Annotated in this window: 12 protein-coding genes and 2 pseudogenes; 8 read left to right on the forward strand and 6 right to left on the reverse strand. The window is 41.4% G+C overall.

Going from position 1 to position 16,782, the window contains the following annotated elements; genetic code table 11:
* Nucleotides 1-899: 899 nt before the first annotated feature.
* From RMY16_RS00570 to RMY16_RS00580, 4 genes and pseudogenes are all read right to left on the reverse strand, one after another.
* Nucleotides 900-1,598, reverse strand: coding sequence for a calcium-binding protein (locus tag RMY16_RS00570; protein WP_322734723.1), 699 nt, complete (start codon nt 1,596-1,598; stop codon nt 900-902).
* Nucleotides 1,599-2,501: 903 nt separating this feature from the next.
* Nucleotides 2,502-2,678 (reverse strand): hypothetical protein, encoded by a 177-nt coding sequence (locus RMY16_RS00575; RefSeq protein WP_322734724.1) that lies wholly within the window; start codon nt 2,676-2,678, stop codon nt 2,502-2,504.
* A 19-nt stretch (nt 2,679-2,697) separates the two neighbouring features.
* Nucleotides 2,698-2,775, reverse strand: a pseudogene (locus tag RMY16_RS32960) (hypothetical protein); the annotation flags it as partial.
* A 97-nt stretch (nt 2,776-2,872) separates the two neighbouring features.
* Nucleotides 2,873-5,995 (reverse strand): MFS transporter, encoded by a 3,123-nt coding sequence (locus tag RMY16_RS00580; RefSeq protein WP_322734725.1) that lies wholly within the window; start codon nt 5,993-5,995, stop codon nt 2,873-2,875.
* Nucleotides 5,996-6,573: 578 nt separating this feature from the next.
* On the opposite strand from RMY16_RS00580, the gene RMY16_RS00585 reads away from it, so the two are divergent.
* The 6 genes and pseudogenes from RMY16_RS00585 to RMY16_RS00610 form a co-directional block, all read left to right on the forward strand.
* Nucleotides 6,574-7,854 (forward strand): histidine kinase, encoded by a 1,281-nt coding sequence (locus RMY16_RS00585; protein WP_322734726.1) that lies wholly within the window; start codon nt 6,574-6,576, stop codon nt 7,852-7,854.
* Nucleotides 7,855-7,996: 142 nt separating this feature from the next.
* A complete protein-coding gene (locus RMY16_RS00590) occupies nt 7,997-8,458 on the forward strand; it encodes a BON domain-containing protein (protein WP_322667627.1) in 462 nt (153 codons plus the stop codon).
* A gap of 193 nt (nt 8,459-8,651) precedes the next feature.
* Nucleotides 8,652-9,086, forward strand: a complete 435-nt coding sequence (locus RMY16_RS00595; protein WP_322667626.1) for a CAAD domain-containing protein — start codon at nt 8,652-8,654, stop codon at nt 9,084-9,086.
* 343 nt (nt 9,087-9,429) lie between these two features.
* Nucleotides 9,430-9,837 carry a hypothetical protein gene (locus RMY16_RS00600; protein ID WP_322734727.1) on the forward strand — a complete coding sequence of 136 codons (408 nt, stop codon included), beginning with the start codon at nt 9,430-9,432 and terminating at the stop codon, nt 9,835-9,837.
* Between the two features lie 169 nt (nt 9,838-10,006).
* Nucleotides 10,007-10,360 (forward strand): hypothetical protein, encoded by a 354-nt coding sequence (locus RMY16_RS00605; RefSeq protein WP_322734728.1) that lies wholly within the window; start codon nt 10,007-10,009, stop codon nt 10,358-10,360.
* Nucleotides 10,361-10,418: 58 nt separating this feature from the next.
* Nucleotides 10,419-11,186 (forward strand): annotated as a pseudogene (locus RMY16_RS00610) (NADPH-quinone oxidoreductase); the annotation flags it as partial.
* A 112-nt stretch (nt 11,187-11,298) separates the two neighbouring features.
* Here the strand turns inward: RMY16_RS00610 and RMY16_RS00615 are convergent.
* Both RMY16_RS00615 and RMY16_RS00620 read right to left on the reverse strand, forming a co-directional pair.
* Nucleotides 11,299-12,861, reverse strand: a complete 1,563-nt coding sequence (locus RMY16_RS00615; RefSeq protein WP_322734729.1) for a metallophosphoesterase — start codon at nt 12,859-12,861, stop codon at nt 11,299-11,301.
* A 161-nt stretch (nt 12,862-13,022) separates the two neighbouring features.
* A complete protein-coding gene (locus tag RMY16_RS00620; protein WP_322734730.1) occupies nt 13,023-13,994 on the reverse strand; it encodes a YegS/Rv2252/BmrU family lipid kinase in 972 nt (323 codons plus the stop codon).
* An 863-nt stretch (nt 13,995-14,857) separates the two neighbouring features.
* On the opposite strand from RMY16_RS00620, the gene RMY16_RS00625 reads away from it, so the two are divergent.
* Complete coding sequence (locus RMY16_RS00625; protein ID WP_322734731.1) at nt 14,858-15,595, forward strand: phycobilisome rod-core linker polypeptide; 738 nt, start codon at nt 14,858-14,860, stop codon at nt 15,593-15,595.
* 209 nt (nt 15,596-15,804) lie between these two features.
* On the forward strand, nt 15,805-16,776 hold the full coding sequence (hemC, locus tag RMY16_RS00630; RefSeq protein ID WP_322734732.1) for a hydroxymethylbilane synthase: 972 nt from the start codon (nt 15,805-15,807) through the stop codon (nt 16,774-16,776).
* The last annotated feature ends 6 nt before the right edge of the window (nt 16,777-16,782 follow it).

Raw genomic sequence — 16,782 nt, forward strand, 5'->3', positions numbered from 1 at the left:
TATGAGGTTTACATCAATATCTTACAAAAAATCATCTGATGTCCTTGTACCTTATGTTTTCAGTTGTTGCAGTTGGAAAATACTAAGGAATAAGTAGATTTTTTGTCTACGTAATTATATAGGCTTTAGGATATTATTACTGTATTTATAATAACAATACATAGTAGTATCATCCAGCCGACTTTTTTATAAATAGAAAATTGAGTAATTAACTTTTTTATTCTCTGATCAAAATAAAATCGTAACCCTTTATAGAGATAGAGTTGGTTTTGCATATTGATGTTTGTTTAGCGGTTTCTGTAGTTATATATAACAAATAATTGCCAATAAGTTAAAAGCTTTGTTAGACGAATGACACAAAGAAAAGCCTAAAAATTTATGTAACTTGAATTTGTTCCCAGTCTTAAGACGGGAAATGTATTTTGAGAGGGCTGCTGTCTCTGGTAAAGCCACTGGAGGCGGAGCCTCCCAGGAGCGGGGCTGTATTTAACTTAGTGCTATTCCCTTGTTATAGCAGTGCGTAGGCGTAGCCCGTCGTAGACATCGCTGCATTCCTAGCGTTACATTTTGCTATTGTGGCATCATCACAACTGTTGCGATTACATTAACAGATTTTCTCATGCATACGCGGCACGATCAAACCTTGGCAAGCACTGGTAATTTTCTATTTTTAGATGTGCTTCTATTAGGTACAGTTGATATAAGCAACTTTGTTAGTATTTAGATGTTTGACAGGTTAAAGCTTAGTGAATTTTCTCACAGTTGGAGTATGTTTGGGTTTGCACCTAAATTATTCTTCAATATTAGACTTCTTGTATAAATCATAAATAAGAACCCCACTCCTAAGCGCTTGCTCTTAAAAGTAGGGTGTTGAGCGCTTTTGCAAGAGGTTTATTAGATTAGAGGATGATGTCGTTTGCGACTAGTGATGGTGCTCCTGTCAGTCCAATCTCAAACTCAGCTGACAGATCCCCATCTGTGTTAGCTTGAAGACTACCTGCTGAATAACGAACCTGACGGGCTGCTGAGAATGCGGTAGAACCTATAAAAAGGAAGGCTTGGTTGCCTGCTACACTGGAGTTAGCATCAATGTTAGATAGATTGATTTGATCGCCTGTAAAGATACCGTTTCCAGCGAAGTCAGCGATAACATCTCGTGACAAACCAGTAGGGCTATCTGAAACTGAATTGAAATCGAAAATATCGTTGCCAGCACCGCCAGTAAGAGAATCAGTTCCAGCACCGCCAGTGAGAATATCACTGCCAGCATTACCGTTAAGGGTATCGTTGCCAGCACCGCCAGTGAGAATATCACTGCCAGCATTACCGTTCAGGATATCACTGCCAGCACCGCCAGTAAGGGTATCGCTGCCAGCATTACCGTTCAGGATATCGCTGCCAGCACCCCCATCTAGACTATCGTCGCCGGCATTGCCGTTAAGGATATCGCTGCCAGCACCCCCATTTAAGATATCGTCGCCGGCGTTACCGTTAAGGATATCGCTGCCAGCACCCCCATTTAGGGCAGGGCGAAAGATTAGTGGGGAACCGTTGCTAGTATTGTTGTCATTAAAATTGGTACCGTTGATAATTGCCATTAGTAAGGTTCTCCTGAACTGAGTGGGTAAAAAATAACCTCGTCACTTTCCTATCAGAAAACGGTGTTGCTGATTAAGAGTATGAATTTGGTTTCCCCCAAAGGTGTAAAGGAAACAGTTTTAAATATTGAATTTTGAAATTTCACGCTTTCATTCAGCAACACCGAGAAAACAACGCAAAGAAATAACGAGTGCAAAGAGATAACTCAACCGCACCTGATTGGAACAGGTCTTTGCTATTAAGTTTGAAGATTTAGCAAGCACTAGATGTATTGATGATTTGGCATCAAAATTATGCCAAGAGCAATGTGATGTCCTTATATCTTTACTGGTTGTAGTAGTAGGCTGCTATGAAACAAGCAAATTTCCTCCTACAGAAGCGCATAGTTTTTATAACGTTCTGATTTTATTCAGAATCACAAGACTATACTATTACTTTCAACCCTAGTTTTTTCTATCTATAAGAAAGAGTGATTAGTGTTCTTTTATTCCTCTCACTAAAACAAAATCTGAAACCTTTGTTCAGATAGGGTTGGTTTTGCTTTTTGAGATTTATTTGGTAATTTATCTAGTTATGTATAAGAAATTAATTGCCAATAACTTAAAAACCTTGTTAACCAATGCGTAAGCGTAGCCCGCACTTCGACTTGGCTCAGTGACCATCGTAGACATCGCTACATCCCTTGCGTTAGAATATGCCTTCTCAAATTCTCTGATATCTTTTTCATTAGGTGGCATCATCGGAACTGTTGCAATTGTATTACCTGATTTTCTGATGTATACGCATCGCAATTTAATAACTATAAACTATCAGACAGACAAGCTAAACTTATCTCTAATTAGTGACTATTCAATTATCAAAATTCTGCATTTTGGCTTATTTTAAAGGCAGATAATATTAAATTAAAGGATAATGTCGCTTTCCACTAGTTGTGACGCTCCTGCAAGCCTAATTTCAAACTCAGCCGACAGATCCCCATCATTGCTACCTTGGAGAATACCTCCTGAATAACGGATTTGACCAATTGGAGAGAAGGCGCGATTCCCAATGAAAGTGAAAGATCGTATTGTTGCTATCACCGATGTTAATCGTATCGCTTCCCTTTTCACCAGTAATTGTATCGTCACCAGATCCGGCATTAACCGTGTCCTTCCCTACGGCGGCTTGAATCCTATCGTTGCCAGCTCCGTTTTATAAATCAAAAAAGTGGCATTCATTTATAAGGACTGAATACCACTTTGTATTTATCAAAACTCCTGATGACGGAGATATTTTAACGAGGTAGAGGTATTTCCATAACAGCCACTGCTCCAGCGATCGCACTGGCGCAAAGGGAAGTAATTGCTGTCCCAAATATCCACCACGCAGCATTTGCAACGGTTTTCTTGGTTTCTTCGGCTTGCTTTTTAGCTTGCTCTTGAATCGCTTTCAAGCGTTTTTGAGTTTCTTTCTGGATGCGTTCGGCTCGTTGCAATACGCCATCCCGCGCCGCTTCGATTTGGTTAATAATGCGGTTAGCGTCCGCCTCGGAAATATCTTCACGAGAACTCAATACAGCAACTAAGGTGTCACGATCGAATTGACTGAGGCGATCGCGCAATGCTTCAAATCCAGCTTGGGGATCGTCAAACACTTTCGTAAAGTCTTGCTTAATCCCTTCATAGTCGAGTTCGGAACGATTCAGGGAGTTGAGATAGTTGCGAACTTTGGCAAAAACTCCATCTAGCACTGATTGCACTCTCTGCTGAATCTGTTGGAATTGTTCAACAATCGAGCTGCGAACAGAATCAATTTGATCGACAATTCGGTTAGCTTCCTCTTCTGAGATATCCTCACGTTGGGATAATAGCGCCACAATTGTCGAACGGTCAAATTTCGCGGCGCGATCGCTTAAATTGCCAATTCCAGCACGGGGAGAAGACAGCAACAATTGTAAATCGCGTTTGATTCCTTCAGGGTTGAGTTCTTCTTTGTTGGTATTACGCAGATATTCTTCGAGATTGGCTTCAAAATCTAAAGCTTGTTGAGTGGTACGCTTCGCTAAACGTCGTGGCGCTCTCAGGATATCACCAATGGCATCTTGAGCGCGATCAATAATCTGATTAACCTGCTCTTGGCTCAAGTCGCCGCGTTGACTCACGAGTTTAACCAAAGTTTCTCGATCGACATTAGACAAGCGATCGCGCAGTGCTAAGGCTCCAGCTTGAGGATCGTCGAGTAATTTTTCCAAATCGGCTCTGATACCTTCTGGATTAAGTTCTTCCAAGTTGGTATTGCGGAGATATTCGGCGATCGCTTTTGTAGTCTTTTCGTACTGTTCTTTCGCCTGTTGCGGTACTTGCAAAATACTATCTCGGACTGCTTCGAGCTGATCGAGAGTTTGGTTTATCTGTTCTTCGCTCAAATCTTGACGCTGACTGAGCAATTGTACCAAGGTATCGCGGTCAAATTGCGATAAGCGCGATCGCAATAGGCTAATTCCGGCTTGGGGATCGTCTAGTAAAATTCTAAACTCACGTTTGATAGCTTCAGGATTAAGTTCGTCTTTGTTAGTATTTTGCAGATATTCTTCAACTCTTTGGCGCAGTTCATCGGCTTTCGCTTTTGCTTGCTCTTGCAATTCTCTAGCACGATTCAAGAAATTATCGCGGTTGCGTTCAAGTTGACTAACAATATTATTAGCTTCCTCTTCGCTGATATCTTGACGCTGTTGAAGCAGTTGTACGTAAGTATCGCGGTCAAATTGCCCGAAGCGGCTACTTAAATCTTCAAACCCAGTTTCTGGATCTTCCACCAATCTTGAAAAATTTCGTTCAATACCTTCAGGATTGAGTTCTTCTTTACCCGTTGAACGCAGATAATCTTCGATGCGGCTGCGGAAATCTTGCCCTTGTTCTCGTGCTTGGGCCTGTTTGACAGTTTCTAGAACTTCCAGGCGATCGCTTTCCATTTGTTCGGAAATCTCTTTCACCCTGGCTTCACTAAGATCGTCCCGCTGCTTCAGCAAATTAGTGAAAAATTCTTGATTGATTTCTTCCAACTCCCGTCTTACAGTTGTCGGATCTGCATTCACGTCATAGATAACTTCTTTAAATTCATCTACTAACGTAATTCGGTTAAAGTGCCAAGGAAACGAATGTAATATGTAGTCTTCTACATCTGCCTTAATCGTGTTTTCCTGTGATATTGGCAATTTAGCAGATACTTGCTCAGTTGCTTCCTCTCTAAACTTTTGAAGTTGTTCTGTGATTTGCTCAACATCGACATCTTGAACTTTTTCTTTCAGCTTTTGCAACTGAGTTGTAATTTTGTTCACATCGATATTAGAAAGGTTTACCCGTTCCAGAACTGCTGGTGCAGCTGCACTCAAGCCATACCTAATAGCTTGCTTGATTACACCATTGCCATTACCGCCTCCGATTGTAACCAGTTCTTGAAGCCGTTCACCCAATTGCTCAGAATTAAGTTCTTCAGGAGTAGCAGACTTGAGTAAATTAATTACTTGCTCTGTGGGATTTTTGCGATTTAAAGCTTGTTGCCATGCACCTTCAAATTGGTCAGCAATGTTATTGATATCTTCTTTAGATAAATTGCCACTGCTGCTGATTAAATCAACAAATGTTTGGCGGTTAATGTTTTGCAAGAGGTCGCTGTTAGCAACAGATTGTAAATCTGTATCTTTAAGCAACTGGTCAAATTGACTCCGAATTTCTTTAATATCCAGCCTTGGGAATTGTAGAGAACCTAAAGAACTTTGGAGCGTATTTCTAATCCCTTCCGAATCAAAACCTGAAGTTAACTCTCGCCGGACTGCGGCTGTAATATCTTCAGCAGTAGAAACTAACTGTTTTTTCGCAGTATTAGCACCGATACCAGCAGTTGCCGTGCCCATGAGAGCTTGAAAACCAGAAGTCACAGTATTAGATATAGAACCAATTAAAGAACCTACTGCCGATGAACCCAACCAAATTACTAGTGAAAAATAGGTAGACCAAATGACTACACCAATAATTGATCCTAAAAATGCGCTTTCGATTAAGCTAAGTTTTACTGCTAAAAAACAAGCAATAAATAACGCGATGCTAACGGTTATTAATGCCCAAGCACCAATTTTAGCTTGACCTTTACGAATTGTCTTACCCAAACCTTCAGACTCATCATCAGAATCTGAGCCAATTTCCCAAGATGAAATTCCGACAGCAACTGAAAAGTTTGTCAATAATAATTGAAAGGCAAATGCCATCAAAACCCCAGCTAGCAGTGCTACCAACAACTTAGGCCCAGAAAAAACAACTGACGCTTCTTCTGGAGTTAGTACTTCCTGGGCTAAAGTTATTGGTTCTAATCCAAAAAGTAGCCGATTCCATCCCAAAATAGTTAAAACACCTTGAAACATAGGATTTCCTCACTTCTATTCAATTAAATATCCATTTATAAAATGGTCTATTTATCAGATTAATTATTATTTATGTAAGCTGGCACTTTCTCAGGTAATAGGTTTAGTTACCAAAAGTCGTATTTAAAAAAGTAAAATAAAGTAAATATTCTGCTCAATTTTTACTGAAATAAAGTAATGTATTGTTTATGATTTATTTAAGGCTTTTTCAAAGAAAATTAGGTTATTTTAGTCAAAATTTCTCTTAAAAGTAAATCTGCTAAAAATGTATCTACCGATATAGCTATTTTCGACCAGGTGAGTTACAGTAGCCAACGTTAAAAACTAATATTTATCTAGTATCAATTTTTATTAGGATATTTAAAAAAATGGAATAATTTTTATATAAACTTTAGAAAATAAAATATATTTTCTCGTTGAGATTTAGTTACTAACTTTAGATAAAACCACCTATGTCTAATGATAGAGGTAAAAATTCTTCCAAGCGATTGATGAAAACTAAATAAAAAAATGTATTAATAAAGCTTATTAGGAGCTATGAATTAGTGAATAATTGATTTGGCTGAGGAGAAAGAATAATGGTAGTAGGTCTACATAAACGTGCTGTAGGTGTATTTTCTCATCGTCGAGATGTTGAACATGCTCTACATGAATTAAAAAAAGTCGGCTTTGACATGAATAGAGTTTCTGTCATTACCCAAGATGGAGATAGAGACGATATTGCTGGTGCAGATGTGAGCGATCGCGTGGGCGATCAGTCTGACGAAGGTGCTAAAGTTGGAGCAGCTACAGGCGGTGCTTTGGGCGGATTAGCTGGCTTATTAGTCGGTCTTGGCACTTTAGCAATTCCTGGAATCGGGCCAATTATGTTGGCTGGAGCCGCAGCAACTACCCTAGCTACAACTCTCGCTGGCGCTGGTATTGGTGCAGTAGCTGGTAGTTTGCTTGGTGCATTAATTGGTTTAGGAATTCCTGAAGAACGAGCCAAAGTTTACGACGAACGTGTTCAACGAGGACACTATTTAGTCATTCTCGATGGTACAGAGGCAGAAATACTTAGAGCAGAAGCAATTTTAAATCATCAGGGTGTGGAAGAGTTTGGCATTTACGACCACCCAGATGCGACAAATGCAACCACTGGTTATGTGACTCCAACTTCTACTGCTGGTCATAGTGGTGTTGCAAAACGCGCGATTGGGGTATATTCTCATCGTCGAGATGCTGAAGTAGCAATTACAGATTTACGAGATGCAGGTTTTTCGTTGAATCAAGTCTCCATTATTGCCAAAGATGCGAACGGTCATGGGATCGGTGGTGTAGATGTAGACAAAAATGTTGGTAGTGGTAATAAAGCAGATGATGGTGCAAAAACTGGAGCCGCGACAGGTGGTGTTTTAGGCGGCTTGACTGGCTTACTAGTTGGGCTGGGGAGCTTAGCAATTCCAGGAATTGGGCCCGTGATTGCTGGTGGCGCAGTTGCAACAGCTTTGGCGACGACATTAGCTGGTGGTGCAATCGGTGCAGCGGCTGGTAGTATCGTTGGCGCGCTCGTTGGCTTAGGAATTCCCGAAGACAAGGCACGAGTATATAGCGATCGCTTCCAAAGAGGCGACTACTTAGTAATTATTGATGGCACGGAAGCTGAAATCCGCCAAGCTGAAGCGATTCTCAAACATCGAGGTATTGAAGAATTTGCAATCTATGATGCCACTGAAATCAGTGAACATCGCCCAGGTTCCGACCGGGTAACGCATCATGACGCAGCAGTAGTCGATCCCATTCGCCCCAATTACTCAACAGAGCCTCATAGAAACGATCCTGCTGTAATTATTGTCGATCGTCGTGATGAAGTACTTTAACCTAAAGTAATTTTCACTCACATCAATTAGACAAAATTGCAGGAGCAATAATTTGAAAACTTTGCTCCTGACAAAGAAAACTTGCTCTTCACTTTTGCCGAAAGTATCAACAAATTTCACTTTCTGATTCAGATTTAAACCAATGAAAAAACTAACCCCCTTCGTAATTAGTTGCCTTTTAGTTTTTGGTGTTGCTGCTTGTGATAACGCTTCTAAAACAAGTGAATCTGCACCCAATAATCCTAATGAAGCTCCCCAAGCACCGAGTGCAAAAACTACAGAAGCTTCCCAAAAAGACGCACAAAGTGAAGTTCGTAGAAGACAACTCAATGAGGATATTCGCGCCCGCGAACAGCGTAATAATGTCACTGGTGGCGATACAAAAAGAGATCCAAGTGACTTAGCAAGTCAAGTTCGCTCCAAGTTAGAGGCTAATATCCCCAAAGGTCAGCTAACAGTTAATGCCGCCGACGGTGGTGTTGTGACTGTCGCCGGAACTGTCACTAATCAGCAGGAGTTAGGTAAAATTGAAAGATTAGCTAAGGAAATTAAAGGTGTTAACAGTGTAGTTGTAAAAGCAACTGTCTCCACAGTAACTAACTAAAGCAGTAAACAACATCAAGTGAGTAGGTAGGCGTAAAGAGATGTAAAGAGATTTAAATGCCCCTGCTCGGTCTTAGTGGTCAGTAACAAGTTTAACTGACCACTAATAATTGACAACTGACAACCTTAATAACTATATTTATTGATGCTCAGTTCAGTTATACAAAGTCTTGTAGTTACCAAACATAAAAACTATGGAAACCGAACAACAGCAACGTGAATCCATCAATGCCTCCTTATCACAAGGTACGCTAGCGCTTGAAGGTACTGATACTGCAAACTTGCCAAAGTTACCGCCAGCACCTGAACCTGAATCTCAATGGCAGCAAATTAGCAGACAAATTTCTCAATTTTTAGAGCAACTGCCGCAATACTTAAGTGACTTTTTTCGGGACTATAAGCAGCCTTTAATAACCGTTGCTTTAATTTTGGCAGCGATTGTTACAGTTAGAATAGTACTAACGGTACTAGCTGCAATCAATGATATTCCACTACTCTCACCACTTTTTGAGTTAGTTGGAATTAGTTACACCAGTTGGTTTGTTTTCCGTTATCTACTGAAGGCTTCAACTCGCCAAGAATTAGCCGATGAAATTCAATCCCTGAAAAACCAATTCGTGGGTGAGTAAATTTACTAAGCATTAAACTAGGATTAAAAGGGCAAATAGAATTCACACCTACACACACTCACGTCCGTCTCTACGGATTGGGGAAAGCCTTGTATAGTTGCGGATTCTAATTGCCCTTTTAATTTTAAGTTGACTTTAACCAAAACCCTTGTTATGGCAATAAATGTAAAATAATAGTATTTAATCGGATTCCATTTTAGTCTTTTGGATACATCAAAAGATAGAGAACATAACATTATTTTTAATTTTAAGTCACTTCTCAAGATAGTAGGCCAGAGATAAAAAACAGCCTAATCTAGTTTTTGTAAGTTATTTAATACATTCTTTAACGAGGACATAAATTATGGCTAATGAAGCAGTTAAGAGAGATACAGATTCATCCGATAGAGCGGAAGTCGATACTTATGATCGCGGCATTATCCCTGCTGAAACCGCCGCTAGAATGGAAAGAGAAGGAGATCGTTACAAAACCCGCCCCACAGAAGAACGGGAAGCAGATGCACCTACAGACGATCAAACCGATTCAGGAAGTATTCGCACCACTGATGGCTATACCGTGGACAAAGAAGGTTTGTTAAATAACTATGCAGTTGAACCAGAAATGTACTACGAAGAACCCGGTGATGCACGCCAGCAAGCGGCAGAAGATACGGAAGAACGTATTGAAGAACTTGGAGAAATTAATCAGGACGAGGAAGGCAAATTGACAGATAAGGGTGATAGCCGCGGTAGAGGCCCAGGAATAATTTAATTAACAACTTCCTTTTGCTGGGTGCAATTACACGTAAAAAGGCTAAATAGGTGGTTTCTAGAGACGCAATAATTGCGTCTCTAATTTTATGGGCAAATAAAGCCCAACCTGACATATCAGAATTTTTTAGCTTTTGATACATTGGGCTTGTAATAACTTGTGGTAGCCCATGTTAGAAGAAAAGCCCTTAGTTATCACTAAAGAAGATGATTTATTTCCGCTATTCTCACGTTTACCAATTCTCACAAGTCTTGAAGCAGGTTGGCACGGTGCTTCATTTGGATATATGTGTCAACCTGCTTATGAATTTCCTGAAGTTTGCACACCCTTGTGGCACTCTCTTGTCATTTTCACTCATGGAGCGCGGGTAATTCACGCTGAACGGAAAATGGATGGACGCAAGCGCCATGACGCTGTAGTTGGAGGGGATATTATGATTACTCCCGTTAACGTCGGGCATCAGGCGACTTGGGATGCTGAAGGGGACTTTATTTTATTTGCTATTGAACCTTTTGGAAAGTGATCCTCTAGGGAGCCGTCTTTACGCAGAGACGATGGTAAATGCCTTATCAGTACATCTAATGATTCTCGATTTGTTTGAAGCTGCTACAGGCTACCGAATGGTGAACAATAATTATTTTCGCATCGGCGGTGTTGCTGTTGACCTTCCTTACGGCTGGGTGGATAAATGCGAAGAATTTTGTAACTATTTTGCACCAAAGATTGATGAGTATGAAAGACTAATTACCAATAATCCCATTTTTCGCCGACGAGTTGAAGGTGTAGGTGTTTTAAGTCGCGAAGATGCGATTAATTGGGGAATTTCTGGCCCGATGCTACGCGCTTCTGGGGTGAAGTGGGATTTACGAAAGGTTGACCACTACGAATGCTACGACGATTTTAACTGGGAAATACAATGGAATACAGCAGGAGATTGTTTTGCTAGGTATATCGTCAGAATTGGAGAAATGCGTGAGTCAGTCAAGATTATTCAACAAGCACTGAAGGGATTACCTGGTGGTGCATACGAAAATTTAGAAGCTCAACGTATGGTAGCAGATTATAAATCTGAGTGGAACGGGTTTGATTATCAATTCATTGCCAAAAAAGTTGCACCCACATTTAAAATTCCTCAAGGTGAAAATTATGTCCGTGTAGAGTCAGGAAGAGGAGAATTAGGAGTCTATATTATTGGAGACGATCGCATTTTTCCTTGGCGTTGGAAAATTCGTCCAGCCGATTTCAATAATTTACAAGTTTTACCTCAGTTAATCAAAGGTCAAAAAGTAGCAGATATTTTCGTCATCTTGGGAAGTATTGATGTTGTGATGGGATCGGTAGATCGGTGAGTGGGGAGTGGGGAGCAGGGGAGCAGGGGAGCAGGGGAGCAGGGGAGCAGGGGAGACAAGGGGAGAAGTAGTAAGTCTTTCCTCTCTGCCCCTTTTGCCCAATGCCCATTCCTTAAATGATTAGTGGTTCAAGTTCACGATTATGCCATTGCCGCTGATACCATTCGGTAACTAAAGGACGAACAATAAACTTGGGTTGTTTATCGCCTTTAACGTCAATACGTAAACCTGAATAAGGTCGCCGTTTCTGAGAACCTTGACCGTCGCGACCGATGAAAAGGTGCGATCGCGCTACTAATCTATTTTCATTCCCAAAAGTCTCCATTAAATCTGCTCCCTCAATTCGCTGGCGTCGCAAACTAAACCCGCTACCGCCACAAACAATCCAGTGGATATGAGAATCAGCGTGTCCCGTATCCATCGTTTCTAAATGTTCCAAGCAGTGTGCGTGACCGTTTATTACCAAATCCACCAAAGGACGACCCTGATTTAAGGAACCGATTTCTTTAGCTACCGCATCCAGCACGCTACGCAAGCGATCGCGAACGATTAGAGTTTGTGCTTGTTGCCACTTCGTCGCCTCAGTTACATAAGGAGGATGATGGAAATAAATTATCCTTCCCCGAACTTCAGAATTATTCCAAGATTCAATTAATCTGTGCTTGAGCCAATCGAGTTGTTCAGTGTCAGTCAGTGTTGTTTTATTAGTAGCTAGTTGCTTGTCAATATCAACAATAATTTCTTCAATTTGTGACAGCTTGGCATGGAAGTCGTCTAATTGATCGGCTTCATTAGGGTTTTCCGGGCGAAGTTTGGCTGAGGTTTCAATGATTTGCTGCTTTTCTTGCTCTAAATCTTCACGGCGTTTTTCTAAGAGTTTGCGATCGGCGTCACCTTTTCTTGTTTTCGGCAGCGGTGGTGGATCGTTGAATGTATTAGAATCCAAAGCAAAGAAATCAATACCGCCATAACGAAAAGTGTAATAGCGATTGGGAAGGCGGGTAAAGTGCCCAGGTTGATATGAAAGACAACGACCTGTATCTGTCTTGGCTGTATAATACTGATCCAAGTGACTGGCTAACTCTCCTGGAAGCTGAAACGCCTGAAGATAGTCGAGAAATGCCTTTGCGTAAGCGTCACCGCATCCTGAGCCATGCAAGCCCACATCTAGGTCTAACCGCGATCGCAACAGGTGACGAATGGGTAATGTTGTTAGAGATGCCAAGGTCAATAAAATCGGTAAGTTATAGTAATCGTGATTTCCCGGCACAGGTAAAATAGGCAGCTTAAAAACCATCTGGTCATAAGCAATCCGTTTGCGATGCTCTGTGCCGGAGATAAACTCTCGGTAAGGCTCAATAAAGTTTTGCTGGTAATATTCACTCGATCCTACTAAATAGATCACATCCCCCGTATGCAGCATAAACCGGGATTCGTTGTGATGGGGCAGCATAAGTTCAGCCACTTGTCGCTGAGGATTGTGTCCCCGGTGCCTGCCGGAACCACTATCACCTATGACTAAAAATGAGAACTCAGAATTGTCTGTTTGACCATCTTCCAAAACCAGCCGAGTTTGGTCGATATCCCGTTCCACAATTAACGGATCTTGCCACCGCACCCGCTGATTCATTTTCCGAATTTTCTTAGCGATCGCTGGATCAGATACAAGTTTCAATGCAACCTACTCCTAAATCTTTAATTGAAGGGAGCAGAGGAGCAGGGGAGCAGCACTTCGACTACGCTCAGTGACCGAGCGAGGAGAAGTTGCAGTAAATTTTTCCCCTCTGCACCTTGGCACCTCTGCCTCTTATGCCCAATGCCCAATGCCCAATACCCTCATTCTTCTGCTGTGTCTTTCATCTCAATAGTCAAATTAGGGAGTCCCTCTAGTTTTTCGGTCGGCTCAACTTCTTCTACTAATGGCACGAAAATTCTTAAGCCTGCTGGTACACACTTAATTTCTACAGGTGTTGTGCCGACTATTTCACCATCTAGAACAACTTTTTGTGGTGGCTCAGTGGTAATTTTAAATTGTTTCGCTCGCAGGAAACCAATATCATCTCGTTCAACGGCGTTACCTGTGGAAGCCGTTTGAAATAGATGAAATGTGGCAGCGATCGCTCCTGCCCTGTTAACTGGAGCTACAATCGTTAAATCTAGTAACCCATCATCATAAATCAGACCTGCTGGGCCTTGAGCCAAAACAGAAGTGGGAGGTGCGGCGTTTGCTACTGTTACCGCACAGGCACTAGTTTTAATTATCCTATCTTCAGTTTCAATTTCAACATCAAAGTTATGTAAGCTTCTTAATTGCTGGATTCCTGCCAAAACATAGGCCATCATCCCAAAGCGGTTCTTGGCGTCTCGGTCTGCCAATTCTACAGTTTCAGCTTCAAAGCCAATACCTGCCAAAAGTACCATTGGGCGATCGTTGCAATAGGCTACATCTACATGGGTGGTTGCTCCCTGCAAAATTGTTTGACACGCACCTGCGATCGTGTCAGGAATTCCTAAAGCTGTGGCAAAAGCGTTCGCTGTTCCTCTAGAAATGATCCCAAATGGGATATCAGTTCCCACTAAAGCCGCCGCCGCTATTGAGAGAGTACCATCTCCCCCAGAAGCAATGATTGCATCTACTCCTCGCTCTACAGCTTGATATGCCAGTTGGTCGGCATCGATTTCTTCAGTTGTAAAATAAATATCTAGATCGATCTCTGGCTCTAATATTGCCCGAATTTCTGCTAGCTCTGTCTCTGGGTCGCCCTGACCCGCAACAGGATTGAAGATCAGACAGGCGGAACGATTCATAACGTATAATAACTAAGCTTGGATAACTAATGAAGATAACAAATTATTCTTAGCATTCCTGGAAATTTTCAACTTCCCTTTTGGGGCTGAGTTTTTTAGATATATTGACCAAGTTCAGCGCGATATGCGATCGCATCATACACCAAGAAAAGGCAAAAATCTTTAAAACCTTCCCAATGAAGTCTATTTTTAGTCGTTTGTTTCAAAAGACTCACTCAACTACAAAGGTATTTGGTTAGTCGGTAGAAAAATTTAAAGCCATCATCAGAATTGTATATAGACAGGTTTTAGGAAATTCCTATATTATGGGAAGTGAGCAAATTACTGTTCTTGAGTCGTAGTTTCAGCAAAGTGAAATCAGCGATCGCAAGTTTATCTGTTTAGTAGCGAAATTTGAGTTGTATCGTTGCCTATTTTTAGGAGTTGCCATTGTTATCGGGCAATTTGATTGAACTTTAAGCATCTTTTAAGTTACGCTCCCATCAATGCGTAAATCCAGCTAACATCTCTATGAATCAGACAAGTTGCTTAAGCAACTTATTAAAGGTAGACAAAGTTCCACTATAGGCTACTAGTAGAATATCTCAGTTAATCTTGAGGGTTTGTAGTAAGCACTTTAGTGCTTAGAAAATAAGGACTGAAGTCCTTACTACGAACTTAAATTTGACATACTAATAGTCAGTTTTGCTGCAATTACAAATCAAATGGCTAATAACTAGGGATAAGGGAGACAAGAGCAACAAATGCCCTTCAGGAGTGTTGAGTTGGGAATCTTCAGAACTAGGTACTGACTCAACGCCTCGCTAACGGAACTGTTTTGCCTCATACATAATTGCCAATCCCTGCAAATTTATAGCTCTAATATGCCTATTCCTTTGTTAAGCTATTCCCCCTCATCTCGAAATCATCGTGTATCTGGATATGAGATTCTTGGCGACGAGCAACCTAGAATTTATACAGCCGAATATCTGCAATCATCACTAGAAATGGATGCCTTGATTAAGGCAGCCTATCGCCAGATTTTCCACGAACAACAGATGCTAGATAGCAACCGCCAAATCTGTCTAGAATCCCAACTGAGAACTGGTCAAATTACAGTCAGGGATTTCATTCGAGGGTTAACAATATCTGATGCATTTCGGCGACTAAATTACCAAAGCAACAACAATTACCGCTTTGTGCAGATATGCGTACAGCGCTTATTGGGTCGTGAGGTTTACAATGAACGCGAAAAACTAGCGTGGTCAATTGTGCTAGCTAGTAAAGGACTGCACAGGTTTATCGACGATTTGGTGGATAGTGAGGAGTATATGAGTAACTTTGGTTACAATATAGTCCCCTATCAACGGCGACGGATTTTACAAGGACGCTCTGTAGGGGAATTACCATTTGCCAGAATGGCTCGTTATGGCGAAGATTATCGCGATAAATTGCCGCTTCCCATAACGAAAAAGCAGGTTGAGCCTTTTAATTTACAGACCTTCTTACGCAGTTCTGACAGAGATGTGGTGTTATTGCTATTAGCTTCGACACTGGCACTGATTGTCTTGTTTAGTTTACTGACTACATTTGGTTATTTCCCAAAATTTGGTGGGTACTAGCTGAAACTTGAGGGTGTTGCGATCGCTCACAATGGCGATCGCAATACCCTCAATGCATAAAAATTCTATTATTTGAGATTTCACAAACAAGCTTTTGGTAAAGAATTGTAATCCAAAATCCCAAATCTAAAACCCAAAATTCGCATGAGTCCCTGACTACGGTAGTCTAGATGAAAGTGAATTTATCGCGTGCGATATTATATTGTTTTATGACTTCAGTTGTTTCTAGCCCCCCACGCACTATTCGGATCGGCTCACGTAAAAGCCAACTTGCTCTGGTTCAAACCTACTGGGTACAAGAGCAACTCAAGAATTGCTTTCCTGACATCACTTTTGAAGTCCACACCATGTCTACCCAAGGCGATAAAATCTTGGATGTAGCATTAGCTAAGATTGGCGATAAAGGACTTTTTACTAAAGAACTTGAACTCGGAATGATCAATCAAGAGATTGACTTTGCAGTTCATTCTCTCAAGGATCTGCCAACTCACTTACCAGAAGGGTTAACGTTAGCAGCAATTACTGAACGAGAAAACCCAGCCGATGCATTAGTGGTGCATGAAAAGCACAAAGATAAACAAATCGATACGTTGCCAGAAGGTGCGGTAATTGGTACATCTTCTCTACGGCGGTTAGCACAGTTACGCCACCATTTCCCTCACTTTACCTTTAAGGATGTACGGGGAAACTTGATTACACGATTGGCAAAACTGGATGCAGGCGAATACGATGCTTTGATTTTGGCAGCAGCAGGATTAGAGAGATTGGGAATGGGCGATCGCGTTCATCAAATCTTACCCAAAGAAATCTCCCTCCACGCGGTTGGACAAGGAGCTTTGGGTATAGAATGCCGTGCTGATGATAGTGAAGTGCTATCTTTACTCAAAGCAATTGAACATACTGAAACACGCGATCGCTGTCTCGCTGAACGATCTTTTCTCCGTTCTCTAGAAGGTGGATGTCAAGTACCTATCGGTGTAAATACAGAAATATCTGGGGAGAATTTGACCTTAACCGGGATAGTCGCCAGTGTAGATGGTCAAAAGTTCGTCAAAGATACCGTCACCGGACTTGCCAATAACGCCGAAGCACTAGGCACAGAACTAGCAGAACTGTTGCGACAACAGGGAGCGCAAGAAATTTTATCAGAAATTTTTGCGGTGATTCAGCGCGGTTCCTAAGTAATT

The sequence above is a fragment of the Nostoc sp. DedQUE12b genome, from assembly GCF_034530835.1.
GTDB lineage: Bacteria > Cyanobacteriota > Cyanobacteriia > Cyanobacteriales > Nostocaceae > Nostoc.